Here is a 19,214-nt window from a genome sequence, read left to right as displayed (position 1 = left end):
GGTGCCATGCCGAACATCATCGACGTCGTCACCACACCCGATGGCACCTGCGCGGTGCACCTGTTCACCCCCGACGGCCCGGAATCGCAAGTCCCGTGGCCCGGGGTGGTCATGTATCCCGACGCCGGCGGTGTGCGTGACACGTTCGAGCAGATGGCCGCCAAGCTGGCCGGGTTCGGTTACGCCGTGCTGTTACCGGATGTCTACTACCGCACCGCGGACTGGGCGCCGTTCGACATGGCGACCGTCTTCGGCGACAAGAAGGAACGCGGACGCCTGTTCTCGATGATCGGCAGCGTCACCCCGGACCGGATGGCCGCCGACGCCGGCGCGTTCTTCGACTATCTGGCCGCCCGCCCCGAGGTGGCCGGCGAGCGATTCGGGGTGTGCGGCTACTGCATGGGCGGCCGGACGTCGCTCATGGTGGCCGGGCGGGTGCCCGACCGGGTGGCCGCGGCGGCGTCCTTCCACGGCGGCGGGCTGGTGACCGACACCGACGACAGCCCGCATCTGCTCGCCGACCGGATGAGCGCCACGGTGTACGTGGGCGGCGCCAAGGACGATGCGTCGTTCACCGCCGATCACGCCGAACAGCTGGACAAAGCGCTGACGGCGTCCGGTGTCGAGCACACCATCGAGTGGTATTCGGCCGGCCATGGTTTCGCGGTTCCGGACAACGCGCCCTACGACGCCGCCGCTGCCGAGCGGCATTGGGAGGCGATGAAGGAGGTGTTCGCCTCCGCGCTACCGCGTTAACGCGGTCATCAGCAGCGTCGCGGCCACCGAAGCGCCGTCGGTGCGGATCGTTGCGGCCACCGAAGTCGCCCGTGCGCGGGTCTGGTCGGTCAGGACCGCCTTGAGCGCGGTCGACAGCGACTCGGTGGTGGGATCCGGACCGTCATGGGCGGCGCCGATGCCGAGGTCGCGCACCCGGCTCGCCCAGTAGGGCTGATCGGCCCCCTGGGGCACCACCACCTGCGGGGCTCCCGCCCGGCCGGCCGTCGTCGTGGTGCCCGCCCCGCCATGGTGCACGACGGCGGCGACCCGCCCGAACAGTGCCTGGTGGTTGACCTCGCCGACGGTCAAGCAGTCGTCCCGGTCGTCGATCGGGGCCAGGTCGGCCCAGCCGCGGGAAATTACAGCGCGATGGCCCAGCGCGCGGACCGCCTCGATGGCCGTCCGCGCGGCGTCCAGCGAGGCGCGCATCGGCATGCTGCCGAAACCCACATAGACCGGCGGTGCGCCCGCGTCGAGGAATGCCAGCAGGTCGGCAGGCAGCGGGCGTTCGTCGCGCAGCAGCCACGCGCCGGTTTGGATCACGTCGAGCTCAGCGGGCTGCCACGGGTCCAGGATCGGATCCGTCGCCAGCCATGGGCAGTCGGTCAGCGCGTAGTCGCGCAGGTTGTCCAGCGGAGGCAGGCCGATTGCCGCCCGGTGACCGTTGAGCGCCGCGCCGAACAGCTCCTGCATGTGCCGGCCATCCAGTTGCCACAGCACCCGGTTGTCGACCATGCCGGGAGTAAACGGCCCGTTGGCGTACGCCGGCGGCGGGTGGTGCGGCGACGGCAGGATGGTGGGCTGGTAACTGACGTAGACGTAATCGATCCCCAGGCTTTCGGTCGCCGACCGCGCGGCGGCCGCGGCCGGCGGGAAGCCGGCGACCACCAACGCATCACAGCCTTCGGCCGCGGCGGCCACGGTGTCGAATTGCACGGCGATCAGCCCGTCCAAGTGCCGGCGCAGGTCCCTCTCCGACGGCACCGCCCCCGTCTTCATCGCCCGCAGTGATTCGCCGAAGGGCAGCAGCGGCACGCCGGCACGGGCCAGCAGCTCAACGAATTCGGCGTCGGGCGCGCCGGCAGGCACGTGCGGATTCTAGAGCAGTAGCGCGATGCGCTCCTCGTCGAGCGGCCGGAACCCCTGCCGCTCGTAGAAGCGCCAGGCGGCCGTGTTGCTGCGATGGCACGCGCTGTCGATCCGGCCGGCGCCCAGCGCCCGCAGATGCACCGCGAGCGCGGCGAGCGGCTCGACTCCTCCGCGCGAGTCGTACGCCGACAGCAACACTTGCATTCGCCCAGCTCCGAAAGACGTGTGGTCGGCAAACTCTATCCCTCGGCCTGGCGTCCGCATGCGCATGGCCGAGGGCACCGCGAACGTCAGAACGCCGGTAGGTCCACCAGTTCGGCCAGCCGGGCGCGGTGACGGTAGGCGGTGCCGAATGCCAACTGGTCGCTCTTGGCTCGCTTGAGGTACAGGTGCGCGGGATATTCCCAGGTCATACCGATGCCGCCGTGCAGCTGTACGCACTCTTCGGCGGCATGCACGGCGACCTCGCCGCAGAAGGCCTGGGCGATCGCCGCCGCCGTGTCCGCGTCTTGCGCGCCCCGGGCGCAGGTGTCGGCCGCATAGCGCGCCGCGGCGGTCGCCGCGCCGACGTCGGACCACAGATCCGCCAACCGGTGCTTGATCGCCTGATAGGAGCCGATCGTGCGGCCGAACTGCCTGCGTTGCCTGACGTACTCCAGCGTGGTTTCGAAGCACCATTGGGCGACCCCGAGCTGCTCGGACGCCAGCAGGGCCGCTCCAGTCCGGATGGCCTCGCTGACCGGCTCGTCGCCCGCCCCGACCCGGGACGACGGAGATCCCGAAAACGACACGGCGGCAAGGGGTCTGGTCATATCCAGCGCGAGCAGCGGTGAAATCTGCACGCCCGCGGCGTCGCGGGCGACGGTGTGTAGCTCGAGCCCGTCGCGTCCGGCGACCGGCACCACCAGCACATCGGCGGCGTCGGCACCGGCCACGCTGGTGACCGACCCGCTCAGTCCGTCGGCGCCGGCGCTGACCGCCGTAACCGGGTCGCCCGGTGCGCTGGACAGCGAGACCACCAACGCCGCCGTCAACTCGCCCTGGGCAAGCGCCGATACGGTCGCGGTGTCACCGGCCCGCAGCAGCGCGATCGTGGCGAGGACCGCGCTGGACAAAAACGGCACTGGCGCAACGGCCCGCCCGATCTCCTCCATGACCACGGCCGCCTCGCGGGCGCTCGCGCCGGCGCCCCCCAATGATTCCGGAACCAGCAGGCCGGCCACGCCCAATTCGGTCGCCAGCGTGCGCCACACGCCCGAAAAGTCTTGTGGTTGCTCGTCGTACAGCCGCGTCACCGATTCGGGCGGACACCGCTCGGCGAACAGCTGACGGACGCCGGCCCGCAACGCCTCTTCGGTGTCGGAGTACAGCAGGTCGGCGTTGTGCGCGCTCATCGCGGGAGGTCCTTCCAGGCGGCGTCTTTGTCGACACGATGTTCACCCGGCAGGCCGAGGATCCGCTCGGAAATGGTGTTGCGCAGGATTTCTGACGTACCGCCCTCGATCGAATTGCCGCGCGCCCGCAGGTAGCGGTAGCCGGGCCCGCGACCGACCAGGTCGACCGTCTCGGGCCTGCGCATGGTCCAGTCATCGTAGAGCAGCGCTGCTTCGCCGTGCAGCTCGATCTCGAAGCCCGAAATCGCTTGTGCCAGCTTGGCGAACGCCACCTTCATGCCGGCACCTTCGGGGCCGGGCTGACCGGTGGCCGCCTGTTGCCGCAACCGTTCGCCGGCCAGCCTAAGGACCTCCGCCTCAACCCACAGCCGCATCAGTTGGTCGTGCATTGCGGGGTTGCGCAGCGCCGGCTCGTCGCGCCAGGCGGCGGTGACCTTGCCGATATGGCCGCCTTCCCGGGGAACCCCGGCGCGCGACCCGATGGCGACGCGTTCGTTGTTGAGGGTGGTGGTCGCGACCCGCCAGCCACCGCCCTCCGGGCCGAGCCGATTCGCATCGGGCACCCGGACGTCGGTGAGGAACACCTCGTTGAATTCCGCCTCGCCGGTGATCTGGCGCAACGGCCGGATCTCGACACCCGGTTGCGTCATGTCGCAGAGAAAATAGGTCAGACCATGGTGTTTGGGCACGGCCGGATCGGTCCGGGCGACCAGGATGGCCATCTGCGCGTGCTGCGCCTGCGACGTCCACACCTTCTGCCCGTTGATAATCCAGTCGTCACCGTCGCGCACCGCGCGGGTGGCCACCCCCGCGAGGTCCGATCCGGCGCCCGGCTCGCTGAACAGCTGACAGTAGATCTGCTCCCCGGTGAACAACGGGCGCAGGAACCTTCGCTTCTGCTCGTCGGTGCCGAACGCCGCGATGGTCGGCGCCGCCATGCCCATGCCGATGTAGTTCTTGTGGGTGCCGCCCACCGGCGCACCGGCGGCGGCAAGGCGGGCATCGACTCGCTCCTGGGCGGTGCGCGGCAGCTCCAGCCCGCCGAAACCGTGCGGTAGGTGCACCCAGGCCAGGCCCGCATCGTATTGCGCGCCAAGGAAATCCCGTGGGTCGCTGGTTACCGGATCGCGCTCGTCGAGCAGTGCCTGAACCCGCGCGTCCAGGGCACCCGTATCAACGGTGGTCATTGCCCGCCGCCCGGTGCGGACTGGAATCCCTGTGCGGCGCCGAGCAGCAGGCCACCGTCGATCACCATGGTCTCGCCGGTGATCCAGCTCGCCGCGTCGGAAACCAGGAAGGCGACGGCCGCGGCCACGTCGACCGGCTCCCCGATGCGCCCGAGCGCGATCGACGACGCCAACGGGTCCTCGTGGTCCTTCCACAGCGCCTCGGCCAGGCGGGTGCGTACCACACCCGGGCAGATGGCGTTGACCCTGACGCGCGGCGAGAGTTCCAGCGCCAGTTGCTTGGTGACGTGGATCAGCGCGGCCTTGGTGGCGTTGTACATGCCCATCGCCGGCGATTGATGCATGCCGCCGATGGAGGCCGTGTTGACGATCGCTCCGCCGTGCTCACCCATCCACGACTTGACGACAAGTGAGGTCCACAGCAGCGGAGCCCACAGGTTGACGTCGAAGATCTTGGTGAAACGGGCGTGATCCTGGTCGATCAGCGGACCGTAGGCCGGGTTGGTTCCGGCATTGTTGATCAGGATGTCGACGCTGCCGAAGCGCTCCAGCGTGAGCTCGACGCAGCGCAGCGCCGCGTCCTCGTCGACGGCATGGGCGCCCACCCCCAGGGCCTGCTTTCCCACCTGGGCGGCGGCCTCGTCGGCGGCCTCCTGCTTGCGCGCGGTGAGCACCACATTGGCTCCCGCGGCCGCCAACTGCTGGGCTATCGAAAGGCCGATTCCGCGCGACGCGCCGGTGACGATCGCGGTGCGGCCGGTCAGATCTTGTGAGGTCATGGTGTCGGGCCTTCCGTCGCGGTGAGAGCCGCCGTCCAGCAGCGCGGACTTTGTTTGCTGGCGAATTTTATTCGGGATGTTTTGGATATGTGTTGAGGTGGTATGCCAGGCACATGTTATCGAAATTGACACTCATGAAACCTCTGGTTGTCGCCGGTGCTGTCGCTGCGGCCATCGCCGCCGCGCCCGCGGCCGCTGCTGACGTCTACGTCGCCGGACCAGCCGCCAACTCCCCCGCGCCCACGCACGTGACGTTCAAGGACGACCCGGGTGGCGGCGGCTGCGACGCCAACGGAAACTGCGGCTCGGGCGGCCAGTTCAACGGCCCCGGCGGTGGTCCGGGCGGCCAGGGCTGCGTCCCGGGCGTCGGCTGCGGCTCCGGCGGGCAGAACGCGGGCCCGGGTGGCATTCCCGGCGGCACCGGCTGTCTGCCCGGCGTCGGCTGCGGCTCCGGCCACGCGTGATCGCATAATCGCGCGACCCTTCAGCCTCCCGAGAGCCTGGTGATCCAGGCCCGGGAGGTTGCTGGGTCTATGACGTCATCCAGTTCGAACGTGGTGGCCGACCGCAGCGCCTTTCCGTGCTCGTAGGCCGCGGCCACCAGGCGATCGAACAGGCTCTGCCGCTCGGCGGGGTCGTCGATGGCGGCCAACTCCTTGCTGAACCCAAGGCGTACGGCGCCTTCTAGCCCCATGCCGCCAATTTCCCCGGTCGGCCACGCGACGGTGAAGTGGGGGGCGCGGAATGAACCGCCGGCCATCGCCATCGCGCCGAGCCCATAACCCTTGCGCAAGATGATCATTCCCAGCGGCACCGTCAGCCGCGCGCCCAGGACGAACATCCGGCCAAAGCGGCGGACCGCTGCTTGGATCTCCGCGTCGGGCCCGACCATGAAGCCCGGGGTGTCGCACAGCGAGATCACCGGCAACCCGAACGATTCGCATAAAGCCAGGAAGTCGCCGGTCTTGTCGGCGGCCTCGGCGTCGATCGCGCCACCCAGGTGATGGGTGCTGTTGGCGATCAATCCGTACGGCACTCCTTCGACGCGCACCAGCGCGGTGACGATTCCCACGCCGTAGTCTCCCCGCAGCTCAAGCACCGATCCGACATCGACGATCGCCTCGATCGCCCGGTGCACATCGTAGGCGCGTAACCGGTTCTGGGGCACCACATGCCGGGCCAGCCGCGGATCGGGCGCCGCCCAGTCGCTCACGGAGCCCTGAAAGTACGACAGGTATTGCTTGGCCAGTGCGACCGCATGCGTCTCGTCCCGGGCGACCAGGCTGACCACGCCGTTGTGGCGCTGCACGCCGATCGGCCCGATCGCCTCGGCCGGATACACGCCCAGCCCGCCGCCCTCGATCATCGCCGGCCCGCCCATCCCGATGTTGGCGTCCGGTGTTGCGATGATCACGTCGCACACCCCGGCCAGTGCGGCGTTGCCGGCGAAGCACCGGCCCGAGACGACCGATACCAGCGGCACTTTCCCGCTCAGTCCCGCCAGCATCCGGAAGGTCGGGACGTCCAGCCCGGCGGCGCCACCGACGTCGGTGTCCCCCGGCCGGCCTCCGCCGCCCTCGGCGAACAGCACCACCGGCAACCGCTTTCGCCCGGCGAGGTCGAACACGCGGTCGGTCTTGGCGTGGTTGCGCATGCCCTGGGTGCCGGCCAGCACGGTGTAGTCGTAGGACACCACGACGGCCTGCGTCGCGGCCGGCCCGAACCGGTCCGCGCCGATGGTGGCCAGGCCGGCGACCAGGCCGTCGGCCGGCGTGTTGACGATCAGGTCCTCTTCCGAGCGACGGCTGCGCTGCGCCGCGATGGCCAGCGCACCGTATTCGACGAAGCTGTCGGGATCGACGAGGTCGGCGATGTTCTCTCGTGCGGTGCGCCGACCTTGGTTGTGCCGCTTGGCAACCGCGGCCTGGCGACCCTCATCGAGCGTCAGGGAATGCCGGTGCACGACCTCGTCGAGATCGCCACGCGGCCGGTCGAGATCCGTTGCGCCCGAGACGGACTCGCCGTCATCAACGCCCGCCGTGCGGGTGAAGACCAGCAGCGGGTCTCCGGTGCCAACCACCTGGCCGGGCGTCACCAGGATCCGGACGGCCCGCAGCGCGTCCGGCGCGACCAGCACGTGCTGCATCTTCATCGCTTCCAGGACAACCAGCTGGCTGCCCGCGGTGTATTCGGCTCCCTCGGGCGCCACCTCGACCACGGTACCGGGCAGCTGGGCGCGCAGCGCGTCCTCGCCCGGATAGAGCTCGACCGCGGCCACCCGCGGTTCTCGCTGGTGAGACAGCGCGGCTTGGGCCAATTCGGGGAGCTTCTCATCGAGGAATCCGGTGCTCACCCAACCGGACTCGATCCGATCGTCGCTCAGCAGCTCGCGCAGGAATCCGATGTTGGTGTGGACGCCCTCGATGCCGAACTCGGCCAGGGCGGTGCGGGCCTTGCGGACCGCCGCCCGCCACGACGACCCGTGCACATCGACGATGAGTTTGGCCAGCAGCGAATCGTATTGGGGGCTTATCACCAATCCGGCCCGGCCATACGTGTCGACACGCACGCCGGGACCGCTGGGCGGGGAGAAGACCGTGAGCGTGCCCGCCGATCCGACGACGGAGAAGTCGGGCCCGAAGGCCTCCATGTTGACCCGGAGTTGAATGGCGATTCCGTGTCGTGCGGCCGGCTCGCCGATGACTTCCAGGCCGTCGGAGGCGATTCCGGATGCCAGCCCCAGCTGGTAGAAGGATGCGCCGCCGGCGATGGCCAGCTGGACTGCCACCAGGTCGAGCCCGGTGGTTTCCTCGGTGACGGTGTGCTCGACCTGGATTCGTGGGTTGACTTCGAGGAAGACGAACTCCTCGCCGGTGACCAAAAATTCGACCGTGGCCACACCGCGCAGGCCCACGCGGGCGCACAACCGCGCCGCCGCCCGGTGCAGGGCTGGGCGCAGGTCATCCGAAATCCCTTGAGCGGGAGCGATTTCGATAAGCTTCTGGTAGCGCCGCTGGATGCTGCAGTCGCGGTCGCCGACCGCGTGCGCGTGCGTCTGGTGCCCGGCCGGCGCGGCGACGATCTGCACCTCGATGTGACGCGCGTCGGTGAGCAGCGCCTCGGCGAACAGCGCGGGATCGCCGAAGCCCAGCTGCGCCTCGGCGGCGCAGCGCTGGTAGGCGTCATCGATCTGATCGGCGTTGTGCACCTTGCGCATTCCGCGCCCTCCGCCACCGGCGAGGGCCTTGATCATGATGCCGCCACCCTGCTCGGCGAAGAATGCCTTGATGTCCTCGACGCTGTTCGGCCCCTCGGTCGCCGGCAACACCGGTACCCCGGCGGCGATCGCGGCGCCGCGGGCCGACGTCTTGTTGCCGAGCAGCTCGAGCACCCGGGCGTCGGGGCCCACAAACGTGTAGCCGCCCGTCGCGCAGGCGTCGGCGAATTCGGCGTTCTCGCTGAGGAATCCGTATCCGGGATGGATCAGATCCGCCCCGGAGCTTTTCGCCGCAGCCAACACGGCGGACTGGTCCAGGTAGGCACGAGGGCCGCTGCCGGGCAGGCCGATCGCCTCGTCGGCCGCGTGCACATGCGGGCTCTCCGCATCGTCCTCGGCATAAACCGCGATCGTGCGCATGCCCAATTCGATTGCGGTTCGGATGATTCGAAGTGCAATCTCGCCTCGGTTGGCGACCAGTAGGCTCGGGCTCATCGCAGCGGCTCTCCCCACTGGACCTGCTCGCGGAGTCTGGCCTTGAGCAGTTTGCCGCCGGCATTGCGCGGCAGCGCGTGAGCGACCACCGTGACATATTGCGGCACTTTGAAATCGGCCAGCTGGCTTCGGCAGTGGTCGAGCACCGCCGGGACGTCGATTTCGTCGTCGCCGCCGAACAACACCGCCCCCACCTTCTCCCCCATGACGTCGTCGGAAACCCCGAGCACGCAGGCATCGGCCACGTTGGGCGCCGCCAGTAGCACGGCCTCCACCTCGACGCTGGAGACGTTCTCACCACCGCGGTTGATGATGTCCTTGAGCCGGTCGACGATGTGCACCCGGCCGGCATCGTCGACGCGCACCACGTCGCCGGTGTGCAGCCAGCCGTCCACAAAGGTCGTGGCGGTCGCCTCCGGCCGATTCCAGTAGCCGGTGGTCACATTTGCGCCCCGCGCCACCAGTTCCCCCACACCGGGGTCGTCCCCGAACGGGATCACCCCGAGGTCCACCGATGGGACCGCATATCCGACGGAGTCGGCGTGATCCACGGCCTCGCTGTCTGGCAGCACCGTCATCAGTGATGCCGTCTCCGTCATGCCATAGCCGTTGAACACCGTGGCGTGGCCGAACGCGTTCTTCACCGACCGCACCAGCGACGGGGCGATCGGTGCACCGCCGTAGCCCACCCACCGCACGTTCGACACATCGAGCGCGGAAAACCCACTGTGCCGCAACAACAACGAGTAGATTGCCGGCACTGTGACCATGACCGAAACACGCTCGGCGGTCAGCGTGGTGAGCAACGCGTCCAGGTTGAGCGCGGGCATGATCACCGAGGCTCCCCCGAGCCGGGCAGCGGCCAGCAGCTGGGTGTTGCAACCCGTCACGTGGAACAGCGGCACCGAGATGAGCGTGCGCATCGCTTCACCGAGATCCCGCGGCTGTTGCAGACAGCGGATCGCGTTCTCAGTGTTGGTCAGGAATGCCTCGTGCGTGGTCGGCACGCCCTTGGGGTGGCCGGTGGTGCCCGACGTGTAGAACAGGGCTGCCGTGTCGGTGCGGCCGAGTTGCTCGGTGACGTATGGCCGCCCGTCGGGCAGCGCGGCGTCCGGCGCCAGATCCACCTGCGCACCCGAGTCGGACAGGACGAACTCGACCTCGGGTTGCGCCGATCGCGTGTTGACCGCCACCACAACGCCACCGGCCATCACCGCGCCCCAGAACGCCAGCGCCCAGTCGATTCCGGCGGGGTAACGCACCGCGACGCGGTCGCCAGGTTTCAGGCCGCCCGCGCGCAGCCCACCGGCGACCCGCGCCGCACGATCCCAGAGCTGCCGGTATGTCAGCCGCCCGGCGCCCAGCTCGACCAGGGCTTCGGCGTCCGGCCGGGCGTCGACCTGCTCGGCGAGCATGTCCAGCAGGGTGGCGGGCAGCTCGTCAAAGCGCGGAATGCCGTCGCGGCCGCGCGACGCGCCGGTCATCGGGAACGGGTTGCGGTCGCGCGGAATTTCGATTACTGGAGGCATGCCCGGTCCTTACTAATCCGGTGTCCTATCGTGATAGCGGTGACGATCGAGGACTCCGCCATCATGCCCGAGGCGTTCTTCACTGTAGACGGCGATTCCTATGTTCCGGGCCAGATGACGCAAGGCCCGTGGGGCTCGGCGATGGGCGGCCAGATCGTCGGGGGCCTGTTGGGTTGGGGCATAGAGCAATCCGGCATCGATCCGGGCCTGCAGCCCGCCCGCTTCACGGTTGACTTATTGCGCCCGGCCCTGATGGAGCCAGTGCAGATCCAGACCTCGGTGCAGCGCGAGGGCCGCCGCATCAAGCTGGTCGACGGCAGCCTGCTTCAGAACGGCACCGTCGTCGCCCGGGCCAGCGCGCTGTTCCTGCGCCGCGGTGATCATCCCGACGGGCAGGTGTGGTCGTCGCCGGCGCAGATGCCGCCGCTCCCGGCATCCTCGGACGGGTTCGGAGAGGAGATGCCGTTTCTCATCTGGGGGTATGGCGCGACGTTGCAAGGCAGTCCGGGAATCGCCGCCGGCGAATGGGAACAGACCCACTCCCAGAAGTTCGCCTGGGCGCGGCTGTTTCGTCCGATGGTTCACGGGCACCCGCTCACGCCGTTCACCCGCCTGGCCTTCGTCGGTGACATCACCAGTTCGCTCACCCATTGGGGCACCGGTGGCTTGCGCTACATCAACGCCGACTACACCGTCACCGCGAGCCGATTGCCCGACGGCGAGTTCCTCGGTCTGGCCGCCCAGAGCCACTACGGCACGGCCGGCGTCGCCACCGGCGCCGCGACGCTGTTCGACCGGCACGGGCCGATCGGTACGAGTTCCGCACTGGCCGTGGCCCAGCCCGCCGACGCGTTCAGGCCGACCTACGCCTAGGCGGGGCACCCTGGACTCGCGGGCCGTTTCACGGGAGCCTTGCATGGTGAGCGAGCACGTACCGGACAGTCGCCTCGCGCCGGCCGCCGCGTCCTTCCTCGGCTACACGGCGGTGATGCTCGCGCTAGAACGTCGCATGCGGGGCAGTGGTGGGCCGGGGATCATCGCATTTGAGTTGGCCGGCAGTGCATCTCGAGCCGAAGACATCATGACCCGGTGGGGCGCCAACGGTCGGCGGGCTGCGCGCCTGTCGTTGTGGCTCGACTTCGGCTACATGGCTACCTACGGCGTGTTGACGGCGCTACTCGTCGAGCGCGCACGCCGGCGACGTGGCCACCCGGCTGGTTTGCCCGCCGCAGTGCTCGTCGCCGTCGCGGGTGATGCGGTGGAGGGAGTTTCACTGCTGAAAGTCTTGCGCGGGACACGTATCGGCGTGCATGCGCGGCGCGCACAGGTCGCCGCGCTGATCAAGTTCGCGGTCCTCGTCGGGGCACTGGGATACGCCGCCACGGCATCGGGCCGTCGAGAACCGGCCTTCGGCTAGTCCATCAGCTGGGCCGCGACCGTCGCCCCGAGCTCCCAGCACGCTTGCAGCTCGTCCTTGCTGGGCTTGCCCGAAACAATAATGGTCGCTGCGGCTTTGGACCATCCCAGCCCGGTGGTGATGGTGTCGACGGCACGTTCGGCGCCCTCGGTGCCCTCGTTGCCGTGTAGGTACAGCCCGAACGGTCGCCCGCGCGTCGAGTCGAGCAGTTGGTAGTACGCGCAGTCGAACGCGTGCTTGAGGGCACCCGAGATGTAGCCGAGGTTTGCCGGGGTGCCCAGCAGGTAGCCGTCGGCGGCCAGCATCTCGGCCGGCGAGACCGTCAGCGCCGGGCGCCGCAGCAGCTCGACGCCCTCGATGTCGGGGTCGGTCGCGCCGGAGACCACGGCCTCGAACATCTCGTGGGTGTGCGGCGACGGCGTGTGATGCACGATCAGCAGCGTCTTGCTCATCGGCGGCCCTGCAGGCTGACCGCCGTCTTCATGGCCTCGCGGGCGCGGCGGCGATCCCCCGCGTAGTCATACGCGCGGGCCAGTCGGTACCAGCGGCGCCAATCATCGGGGTGGTCCTGGACTTCGGTGCGCACCGTGGCGAACAGTTCGTCGGCCGCGACGCGCTGGATGCGGCCCGACGGCCTGCGCGGCAGTGCACTGGTATCCAGTTCCATTCCGTCGGCCGCGATCAGCCGGGCCAGCTTCTGGTGCGCGAATCCGGCGCGCAGGGTGGCGATCATCGCCCATAGCCCGATCACGGGAAGGATCAACACCGCCAGCCCGAGGCCGATGGCGGCCGCGCGGCCGGAGCCGATCATCGCGACGGCCACGCGCCCCAACAGCACGAAGTAAACCAACAGCGCCACGCACATGAAGGCGACGAGCAGTTGGGTGCGCACCACCCGCGCGGTATCGCTCATTGCAGATTGAGCAGGGCCTCTAGACCCACCGTCAGGCCGGGGTGTTCCTTGATCCGCCGCACGGCCAGCAGCACACCGGGCACGAACGAGGTCCGGTCGATGCTGTCGTGGCGGATGGTCAGCGTCTCCCCCTCGGTGCCGAACAGGATCTCCTGATGGGCGACCAGCCCGGCCAGCCGCACTGAGTGCACCGGGATGCCGTCGACGTCGGCGCCGCGCGCGCCCGGCAGGCTGGTGCTGGTGGCATCGGGGTTGGGCGGCAAGCCTTTTCGCGACTCGGCGATCAACTTCGCGGTGCGGGTCGCGGTGCCCGACGGGGCGTCGGCCTTGTGCGGGTGATGCAGCTCGATCACCTCGGCCGAGTCGAAGAAGGGCGCGGCCTGCTTGGCGAAGTGCATCGACAGCACCGCCCCGATCGCGAAGTTGGGCGCGATCAACACCGACGTGCCGGGGCTGTCGGTGAGCCAATCCTGCACCTGCTGCAGCCGCTCGCCGGTAAAGCCCGTCGTCCCCACGACGGCGTGAATTCCGTTGCCTATGACGAACTTCAGATTGTCCATCACCACGTCGGGGTGGGTGAAGTCGATGACGACCTCGGTGTTGCCCTCGGTCAGTTGGCTCATCGGATCACCGGCGTCCACTTCGGCCGACAGGCTCAGGTCGTCAGTGGCCTGCACACCCGCCACCATGGCCGCACCGACCTTGCCCTTTGCTCCCAGCACTCCTACCCGCATGGTCTTCACCCTAGACCGGGGCGTCGGACGGGCTTTGGATCGGCTTTGTCCCCAGTTGGGCTTTCATCCACAGGCGGGGAGTTTCGCCGTGGCTCGGGTAGATGATCGGCCATAAAATTCGAACATGCATTCGATCGAGTTCCCGGCCGAGGTATCCGCCGCCCTGGCCGCGCAGGACGCCGCCGACGCGGCGCTCCGCGGGCTGAACTTCGATGCGCTGAGCCCCGCCGTCCGGCTGCGCGTGCTCGAACGGATGGAAACCTCGCGCCGGCGACAGATCGCGGTGAGCCATGACGTCATTGCCGGCCTGGCGGCGGAGGATCCCGCCGACATCGGTGGCCCGGTGCACAAAGTGGTGGCCGACTGGCTGCGGATCAGCTGTGCCGAGGCGTGCCGTCGGCTTCGCGACGCCACCGAGTTGTCGTCGCGCTTGACCCTCACCGGCCAGGAGCTGCCGCCGCAGTTGCCGGCCACAGCCGCGGCGTGGCGTGACGGGCTGCTCGACGGTCAGCATCTGCGGGCCATTCAAACGTTCGTCCGCGATCTCCCGCAGTCCATACCCGCTGCGACGGTGGTAAACGCCGAGCGATTCCTGGCCGAGCAGGCGCGGACGTTGCGCCCGGATCAGTTGCAGAGGCTCGCACACCAGTGCGCACTGCGGATCAACCCCGACGGAAAGTTCTCCGACGCCGATCGCGCGCGCCAACGCGGCTTCACCTGGTGCGGTCAACGGCCCGACGGGATGAGCATCGCGAAGCTGATCGCCTCGCCGGAGCTGCGCGCCAACCTGGACGCCTGGCTCTCCCGGTTCGCGGCCCCCGGGATGTGCAATCCCGACGACCAAACGCCGTGCATCGCAGGCGAACCCGACGACGAACGCGCGCGCAGCGATATGCGCAGTCCCGCGCAGCGCCAGCACGACGCACTCAACGCCCTGGTGCGCGGCCAGCTGGGCGACCCGAAACTCGGTCGGCACAACGGGTTGCCGGTCACCGTGATCGTGTCGACCACGCTGCAGGAACTGACGTCGGGCGCCGGGCGCGCAGTGACCGGTGGCGGCACACTGCTACCGATGCGCGATGCGATCCGGATGGCCCGCCACGCCTACCACTATCTCGCCGTGTTCGACGAACATTCGAGCCGCCCACTGTACCTCGGCCGGGCGCGGCGCATTGCCACGCCGGATCAGCGCATCGTGTTGTACGCGCATGACCGCGGCTGCACCCACCCCGGCTGCGACGCGCCGGGCTATTGGTGCGAAGTTCACCATCTCGACGAGTGGGCGGCCGGCGGCCTAACCGATGCTGACAACCTCACCTTCGCCTGCGTCCCACACCACAAACTGGCCGAAAAGGGCTGGCGGACAAGGAGAACTGATAACGGCCATACCGGGTGGATACCGCCGCCTCAGCTAGACCGCGGCGTGCGCACCAACGACTTTCACCACCCCGAGCGCCTCTCGGACGGGGGCGCAGCGCTGTGACCGATCTACTTCTTGAACCGCCCCGCGAACCCGCGCAGCGGCAGGTCGGAGCTGGTGATGAGTCCCGGTGGCGCCGCGACCACCGATTTGATCGAGGCAAGCGCGGGCATGCCGGTGACGGTCATGCCGATCGAGGCGAAGTTGTCAGGGTTGGACAGGTCGACGCCGGGCTTGGGGAAGATCATGTGCTTGTTGTAGATGCAGGGGTCGCCCTGAATCTGAGTGATGTAGCAGCCCTTGATGTTCCAGCTGGGGTCGGTGTGCGGAGTCATCTGCCATTCCAGGTGCGTTTCGACCCGCGGCACGCCGTCGACCATGCCCTGGTACTTGATGTAGTTACCGCCCAGCGAACCTTTGGGCAGCGTGTACCAGCCCAGGTCGACATCCTTGGTGCACGCGCCCAGCTCGTAGCTGAACTTGACCTCGTCGAGCCGCAGGTCGAAGCAGTCCGCCATCATGTACACGCTGTCGGCGAACACCCGGGTGTACTTCTCCAGCTTCCAGGGGATTTCGGGGTCGTCGACCGGCTGGCCATACCCCACCTCGATCCAGGTGTCCTTGGAGTGGTGGCACGACACGTCGACCGATTCGATGGTGGTGACGTTCTCGATGTCGGCGACATCGGCCGAGCACACCACGCCCAGGATCTGGTTCAGCCCTGGGTTCATCCCGGTGCCGTAGAACGTGGCGCCGCCCTTCTCGGCGGCCTCGGCCAACAGTCGGCTGACCGGCTTGCCCGACGGGTGCGGATGGTTCTTGTCTCGGTGCCAACCGGTGATCCAGTCAGCGGTGGTGACGATATTGATGCCCGCCTCAAGCACTTTGACGTAAAGGTCCTCGTCGGGGAACACACCGTGGAACGTCAGCACGTCCGGCTTGGCGGCGATGATCTCCTCGATCGTCGCGGTGAACGCCACCCCGTTGGGCGCCAGCCCGGCGAACTCTCCGGTGTCCTTACCCACCTTCTCCGACGAATAGCAGTGCACGCCAACAAGTTCGATGTCGGGCTGGGCGGCGATCCGCTTGATCATCTCCGAGCCGACGTTGCCGCTCCCGACCTGAAAGACGCGAACCGGTGCTGCACTCATTGCCTCAAGCCTTCCTGCGATGCGAATGCCTCGGGATAGAACTGCTTGGCCCACTTGCGGATTGCGGTGAAGCCTTCGTACTCGTCGGTGGCCAGTGCCAGCGGATCCGAATAGCGCTGGTGTCGCCAGATCTCGATGTCCTGCTCGAACTGGCGGATGACTTCGCGCCCGAATTCGTCGGCCTTGGCGGCGGCGCGGCCCGGGTCTTTGTGCGGCGTCCGGCCGATGTAGACCATGAAGCGCACATCGGAGGTGAACTCGTCGATCGGCGTGATCGCCGAGATGGTGCGGTTGTCGATCATGCCCCAGCTCTTGGTCACCGCAATGCCCAGTCCGCCGTTGATGGCCTGCACGCCGCTGTTGACGCCGTCGATCAACTGGGCGTCGTCGCCCTCGAAGGTGATGGTGAAGTCGACGTAGGACGCCGGCTCGGCGAAGTCGTGGCGGGTGAACACCGGCACGATCGGGGTGTTGTGCACGTACTTGAAGTGCGCGAAGTCCACCCCGTTTTCCAGCACGTATTGCGGTTGCAGTTCCAGGGTCTCGCGGTACAGCCGCTGCTGCGGGTAGTAGTCGTCCGCGCCGCTGCCGTCCTCGAACGCGGCGAACACGTCCGGCGCGTCGAAGTAGGGCTCGCGACGGTCCAGGTCGTGCCAGATGTACACCGACGCGTTGCGCTCGATTACCGGGTAGGTGCGGATGCGGCGGCCACGGTTGGGCCGATCCTGGTACGGGATACAGACATTGCGGCCTTCCTGGCTCCACTGCCACCCGTGGAACGGGCACTGCAGCACCTCGCCGACGACATTGCCGCCATAGCCCAGGTGCGCGCCCAAGTGCTCGCAGTAGGCGTTCATCACCGTGAGCTCGCCGGATTCCGCGCGCCAGGCGACCATCTCCTGGCCGAAGTACTTCATCGTGTGCACGTCGCCGACGCCGATCTCGTCGGACCAGGCGACCTGGAACCAGCCGGTCGGTTTCATTGACAACGGTGGCTTAGCCATCGAGCCCTGCCATGTGAGCTGCCCTCCCTCGCGTACGAATGATAGGCCGCGTCGAGAATAAATCAAAGTACCCTCTATGAAACTCTTCATCCGGCCCGGTGCCAGTGGATAAGATCGGCAAATGACTCGTCAGAGCAGCGCGGCCGGCGTCGCGGGCCGGCGCCCTAATCGGCGGGGCCACGCGACTCGCGAAAGCATGCTCGAGGCCGCGTTGCGATCGCTGGCCTCCGGCGAGCCGGGCTCGGTCTCGGCCAACCGCATTGCCAAGGACATCGGCGCCACCTGGGGCGCGGTGCAGTACCAGTTCGGCGACACCGATGGGTTCTGGGCCGCCGTGCTGCACCGCACCGCCGAACGGCGCGCCGCGACGTTCTCCACGCTGTCGACGCCCATCTCGCCGGACGCCCCGCTGCGCGAGCGGGTCGGCGCCATCATCGATACCCTCTACCGCGGCCTGGCATCCCCGGATTCACGTGCGATCGAAAACCTGCGGGCCGCGTTGCCGCGTGATCCCGACGAGCTCGAGCGGCTCTACCCGCGCACCGCCGCCGAGCTGTTTTCCTGGGGCAAAAGCTGGCTGGAGACCTGCCAGCACGCCTTCGCCGGTCTGGCCGTCGATCCGGATCGGGTCCGCGAGGTCGCCGCCCTGATTCCCGGCGCGATGCGCGGCCTGGTGTCGGAGCGTCAGCTGGGTTCCTATGCCGACCTCGACTTGGCGCGCCGGGGTCTGACCAACGCTCTGGCCGCCTACCTCGAGCAGTCCCGGCCGTAATGGCCGACATCACGATTCGCGAAGCCAGGTCAATCGAGTTCGCCGATGTGGCCGCGATGCACTATCCGGTGTGGCGGCAGTCCTGGTCCGGGGTGCTGCCGGACCAGGTGCTCGACGCGCCCACGTCGCCGAAGACCTGGGCCGTGCTGGTCCATCCCCGAGACCTCACCCGCGAGAAGAACGACTTTCACCTCGACGGGCGCACCATGGAGGGAGCCGGCGACCGGCGGGAAGGTGCCCCATTTGGGTTACCGGCTCAGGCGTCGATGACGACCCGCTCGCCGGCGGCCCGCGAGACACACACCAGCATGCCGTCGTCGCCCGGGGCGGCGCGGCCACGGTGATCCACTTGTCCGGCAAGCACTTTGACCCTGCACGTCCCGCAGAATCCTTGCCGGCACGAGTAGGGGGTGGTCGGGTCCCTGTCGAGCATGACCTCGAGCGCCGTCCGATTAGCCGGTACCGCGAGCACCTGCCGTGATCGCGCGAGCTCCAACTCGAACGGCACCCCATCGACGACGGGCGCCGGGCTGAACCGCTCGTAATGCAGTGGTGCACCGGCATGCTCGTTGCGGGCAATGCGGACGGCCTCCAGCATGGCGCCCGGCCCGCAGACGTAGACAGCGGTCGCGGGTCCTGCTCCGTCCAGCAGCTCCGCCACGGTGGCGAAGCGGCCGTGCTCGTCGTCGGCCCACACCGTCACCCGGCCCGGCCCCAGCGACACGACCTCGTCGAGCAGCGGCATGTACTCGCGGCTGCGACCGGTATAGATTGCGCGCCAATCGATACCGCGCTGCGCGGCCACCTGGAGCATCGGCAGAATGGGTGTCACCCCGATGCCGCCGATGACGAACAACACCTCGTGCTCGGCGGTGCCGAGGTAGAACGCATTGCGCGGACCTTCGAACGACAGCGTGTCGCCCACGTCGAAAGTCTCATGCATTTCGATGGATCCGCCTCCGCCGTCGGCGATCCGGCGAACGGCGATGCGGTAGTCGGTGCGCCGCCCGGGCGCACCGCACAGCGAGTACTGCCGGCGCCGGCCCGAGGGCAACAGGACGTCGATATGGCCGCCCGGCGTCCAGGACGGGAGCAACCCACCGTCAGGGTCGGCCAGGGTCAACGCGACGACGTCCGGCGCGACGATCTCGCGCTTGGTCACCACCGCGATCAGCTTGCGCTGCACCGGCTTCACCCGCGACGGCGACCACCGTGACGCCGTGGCGAAGCCCTCGAACACCGCCCGCACGCCCCACAACAACGATCCGAAGCGGTCGTGGTCGCGCCGTCCGTACAGGTCGGCGGGTCTGCTGGCCCAAATGCTTCCCGGCACCGA

At 68.5% G+C, this 19,214-nt stretch carries 20 protein-coding genes; 7 read left to right on the top strand and 13 right to left on the bottom strand.

Annotation, left to right across the window (positions count from 1 at the left end):
* Positions 1–6: 6 nt before the first annotated feature.
* Positions 7–756, top strand: coding sequence for a dienelactone hydrolase family protein (locus VFW69_RS24015; RefSeq protein WP_526505343.1), 750 nt, complete (start codon positions 7–9; stop codon positions 754–756).
* Here the strand turns inward: VFW69_RS24015 and VFW69_RS24010 are convergent.
* The 5 genes from VFW69_RS24010 to VFW69_RS23990 all read right to left on the bottom strand — a co-directional run bounded on the left by VFW69_RS24010 (position 745) and on the right by VFW69_RS23990 (position 5,226).
* Positions 745–1,866, bottom strand: a complete 1,122-nt coding sequence (locus tag VFW69_RS24010) for a glycosyltransferase (protein WP_526505341.1) — start codon at positions 1,864–1,866, stop codon at positions 745–747. The two genes, VFW69_RS24015 and VFW69_RS24010, sit on opposite strands and share 12 nt — an antisense overlap.
* Before the next feature lie 9 nt (positions 1,867–1,875).
* The gene (locus VFW69_RS24005) at positions 1,876–2,070 is read right to left on the bottom strand and encodes a GNAT family N-acetyltransferase (RefSeq protein WP_526505339.1); all 195 of its coding nucleotides are present in this window, start codon (positions 2,068–2,070) and stop codon (positions 1,876–1,878) included.
* Positions 2,071–2,156: 86 nt separating this feature from the next.
* Positions 2,157–3,260: an acyl-CoA dehydrogenase family protein gene (locus VFW69_RS24000; RefSeq protein ID WP_526505337.1), complete on the bottom strand. Its 1,104-nt coding sequence runs from the start codon at positions 3,258–3,260 to the stop codon at positions 2,157–2,159.
* A complete protein-coding gene (locus tag VFW69_RS23995) occupies positions 3,257–4,447 on the bottom strand; it encodes an acyl-CoA dehydrogenase family protein (protein ID WP_526505335.1) in 1,191 nt (396 codons plus the stop codon). Before VFW69_RS23995 ends, VFW69_RS24000 begins: the two co-directional genes overlap by 4 nt.
* A complete protein-coding gene (locus VFW69_RS23990) occupies positions 4,444–5,226 on the bottom strand; it encodes an SDR family NAD(P)-dependent oxidoreductase (protein ID WP_526505333.1) in 783 nt (260 codons plus the stop codon). Before VFW69_RS23990 ends, VFW69_RS23995 begins: the two co-directional genes overlap by 4 nt.
* Before the next feature lie 134 nt (positions 5,227–5,360).
* Between VFW69_RS23990 and VFW69_RS23985 the strand changes: the two genes are divergently transcribed.
* Complete coding sequence (locus VFW69_RS23985; RefSeq protein WP_007775027.1) at positions 5,361–5,690, top strand: hypothetical protein; 330 nt, start codon at positions 5,361–5,363, stop codon at positions 5,688–5,690.
* Between the two features lie 20 nt (positions 5,691–5,710).
* Here VFW69_RS23985 and VFW69_RS23980 read toward each other — a convergent pair whose 3' ends face one another.
* Together VFW69_RS23980 and VFW69_RS23975 are read right to left on the bottom strand one after the other, a co-directional pair.
* Positions 5,711–8,938: a carboxyl transferase domain-containing protein gene (locus VFW69_RS23980; protein WP_526505331.1), complete on the bottom strand. Its 3,228-nt coding sequence runs from the start codon at positions 8,936–8,938 to the stop codon at positions 5,711–5,713.
* A complete protein-coding gene (locus VFW69_RS23975) occupies positions 8,935–10,467 on the bottom strand; it encodes a class I adenylate-forming enzyme family protein (RefSeq protein ID WP_526505329.1) in 1,533 nt (510 codons plus the stop codon). Before VFW69_RS23975 ends, VFW69_RS23980 begins: the two co-directional genes overlap by 4 nt.
* A gap of 39 nt (positions 10,468–10,506) precedes the next feature.
* Between VFW69_RS23975 and VFW69_RS23970 the strand changes: the two genes are divergently transcribed.
* On the top strand, positions 10,507–11,340 hold the full coding sequence (locus tag VFW69_RS23970) for an acyl-CoA thioesterase domain-containing protein (protein ID WP_526505327.1): 834 nt from the start codon (positions 10,507–10,509) through the stop codon (positions 11,338–11,340).
* A 43-nt stretch (positions 11,341–11,383) separates the two neighbouring features.
* Complete coding sequence (locus tag VFW69_RS23965) at positions 11,384–11,884, top strand: hypothetical protein (protein ID WP_526505325.1); 501 nt, start codon at positions 11,384–11,386, stop codon at positions 11,882–11,884.
* On the opposite strand, the gene VFW69_RS23960 is transcribed toward VFW69_RS23965, so the two are convergent.
* From VFW69_RS23960 to dapB, 3 genes are read right to left on the bottom strand one after another with little or no spacing between them, the layout of a single operon-like run.
* On the bottom strand, positions 11,881–12,336 hold the full coding sequence (locus VFW69_RS23960) for a flavodoxin family protein (protein ID WP_526505323.1): 456 nt from the start codon (positions 12,334–12,336) through the stop codon (positions 11,881–11,883). The genes VFW69_RS23965 and VFW69_RS23960 overlap by 4 nt on opposite strands.
* Complete coding sequence (locus tag VFW69_RS23955) at positions 12,333–12,797, bottom strand: tetratricopeptide repeat protein (protein ID WP_526505321.1); 465 nt, start codon at positions 12,795–12,797, stop codon at positions 12,333–12,335. Before VFW69_RS23955 ends, VFW69_RS23960 begins: the two co-directional genes overlap by 4 nt.
* A complete protein-coding gene (gene dapB / locus VFW69_RS23950) occupies positions 12,794–13,531 on the bottom strand; it encodes a 4-hydroxy-tetrahydrodipicolinate reductase (RefSeq protein WP_526505319.1) in 738 nt (245 codons plus the stop codon). Before dapB ends, VFW69_RS23955 begins: the two co-directional genes overlap by 4 nt.
* Before the next feature lie 124 nt (positions 13,532–13,655).
* Here dapB and VFW69_RS23945 point away from each other — a divergent pair, with 124 nt between their 5' ends.
* A complete protein-coding gene (locus VFW69_RS23945) occupies positions 13,656–15,014 on the top strand; it encodes an HNH endonuclease signature motif containing protein (RefSeq protein ID WP_526505317.1) in 1,359 nt (452 codons plus the stop codon).
* 5 nt (positions 15,015–15,019) lie between these two features.
* Here the strand turns inward: VFW69_RS23945 and VFW69_RS23940 are convergent, their stop codons facing one another.
* The gene (locus VFW69_RS23940) at positions 15,020–16,102 is read right to left on the bottom strand and encodes an NAD(P)H-dependent amine dehydrogenase family protein (RefSeq protein WP_526505315.1); all 1,083 of its coding nucleotides are present in this window, start codon (positions 16,100–16,102) and stop codon (positions 15,020–15,022) included.
* Positions 16,099–17,106: a Rieske 2Fe-2S domain-containing protein gene (locus VFW69_RS23935; protein WP_526505313.1), complete on the bottom strand. Its 1,008-nt coding sequence runs from the start codon at positions 17,104–17,106 to the stop codon at positions 16,099–16,101. Before VFW69_RS23935 ends, VFW69_RS23940 begins: the two co-directional genes overlap by 4 nt.
* A gap of 121 nt (positions 17,107–17,227) precedes the next feature.
* Here VFW69_RS23935 and VFW69_RS23930 point away from each other — a divergent pair, with 121 nt between their 5' ends.
* The gene (locus VFW69_RS23930; RefSeq protein ID WP_526505311.1) at positions 17,228–17,878 is read left to right on the top strand and encodes a TetR/AcrR family transcriptional regulator; all 651 of its coding nucleotides are present in this window, start codon (positions 17,228–17,230) and stop codon (positions 17,876–17,878) included.
* Positions 17,878–18,222 (top strand): hypothetical protein, encoded by a 345-nt coding sequence (locus tag VFW69_RS23925; protein ID WP_526505309.1) that lies wholly within the window; start codon positions 17,878–17,880, stop codon positions 18,220–18,222. The genes VFW69_RS23930 and VFW69_RS23925 overlap by 1 nt, the downstream gene beginning before the upstream one ends.
* On the opposite strand, the gene VFW69_RS23920 is transcribed toward VFW69_RS23925, so the two are convergent.
* Positions 18,135–19,211 carry a PDR/VanB family oxidoreductase gene (locus VFW69_RS23920; RefSeq protein ID WP_526505307.1) on the bottom strand — a complete coding sequence of 359 codons (1,077 nt, stop codon included), beginning with the start codon at positions 19,209–19,211 and terminating at the stop codon, positions 18,135–18,137. The two genes, VFW69_RS23925 and VFW69_RS23920, sit on opposite strands and share 88 nt — an antisense overlap.
* Positions 19,212–19,214 lie beyond the last annotated feature (3 nt).

Source organism: Mycobacterium sp. (assembly GCF_036273375.1).
Lineage (GTDB): Bacteria > Actinomycetota > Actinomycetes > Mycobacteriales > Mycobacteriaceae > Mycobacterium.
The sequence above is the reverse complement of the archived record's forward strand: the minus strand, read 5'-3'. Positions and strand labels throughout refer to the sequence as shown.

Coding starts and splice junctions, on each gene's coding strand:
- VFW69_RS24005 (WP_526505339.1), bottom strand. CDS start 2,070: ATGCAAGTGTTGCTGTCGGCGTACGACTCGCGCGGAGGAGTCGAGCCG.
- VFW69_RS23940 (WP_526505315.1), bottom strand. CDS start 16,102: ATGAGTGCAGCACCGGTTCGCGTCTTTCAGGTCGGGAGCGGCAACGTC.
- VFW69_RS23960 (WP_526505323.1), bottom strand. CDS start 12,336: ATGAGCAAGACGCTGCTGATCGTGCATCACACGCCGTCGCCGCACACC.
- VFW69_RS23980 (WP_526505331.1), bottom strand. CDS start 8,938: ATGAGCCCGAGCCTACTGGTCGCCAACCGAGGCGAGATTGCACTTCGA.
- VFW69_RS23965 (WP_526505325.1), top strand. CDS start 11,384: ATGGTGAGCGAGCACGTACCGGACAGTCGCCTCGCGCCGGCCGCCGCG.
- VFW69_RS23985 (WP_007775027.1), top strand. CDS start 5,361: ATGAAACCTCTGGTTGTCGCCGGTGCTGTCGCTGCGGCCATCGCCGCC.
- VFW69_RS23975 (WP_526505329.1), bottom strand. CDS start 10,467: ATGCCTCCAGTAATCGAAATTCCGCGCGACCGCAACCCGTTCCCGATG.
- VFW69_RS24015 (WP_526505343.1), top strand. CDS start 7: ATGCCGAACATCATCGACGTCGTCACCACACCCGATGGCACCTGCGCG.
- dapB (WP_526505319.1), bottom strand. CDS start 13,531: ATGCGGGTAGGAGTGCTGGGAGCAAAGGGCAAGGTCGGTGCGGCCATG.
- VFW69_RS23935 (WP_526505313.1), bottom strand. CDS start 17,106: ATGGCTAAGCCACCGTTGTCAATGAAACCGACCGGCTGGTTCCAGGTC.
- VFW69_RS23990 (WP_526505333.1), bottom strand. CDS start 5,226: ATGACCTCACAAGATCTGACCGGCCGCACCGCGATCGTCACCGGCGCG.
- VFW69_RS23930 (WP_526505311.1), top strand. CDS start 17,228: ATGACTCGTCAGAGCAGCGCGGCCGGCGTCGCGGGCCGGCGCCCTAAT.
- VFW69_RS23955 (WP_526505321.1), bottom strand. CDS start 12,797: ATGAGCGATACCGCGCGGGTGGTGCGCACCCAACTGCTCGTCGCCTTC.
- VFW69_RS23925 (WP_526505309.1), top strand. CDS start 17,878: ATGGCCGACATCACGATTCGCGAAGCCAGGTCAATCGAGTTCGCCGAT.
- VFW69_RS24000 (WP_526505337.1), bottom strand. CDS start 3,260: ATGAGCGCGCACAACGCCGACCTGCTGTACTCCGACACCGAAGAGGCG.
- VFW69_RS23995 (WP_526505335.1), bottom strand. CDS start 4,447: ATGACCACCGTTGATACGGGTGCCCTGGACGCGCGGGTTCAGGCACTG.
- VFW69_RS23945 (WP_526505317.1), top strand. CDS start 13,656: ATGCATTCGATCGAGTTCCCGGCCGAGGTATCCGCCGCCCTGGCCGCG.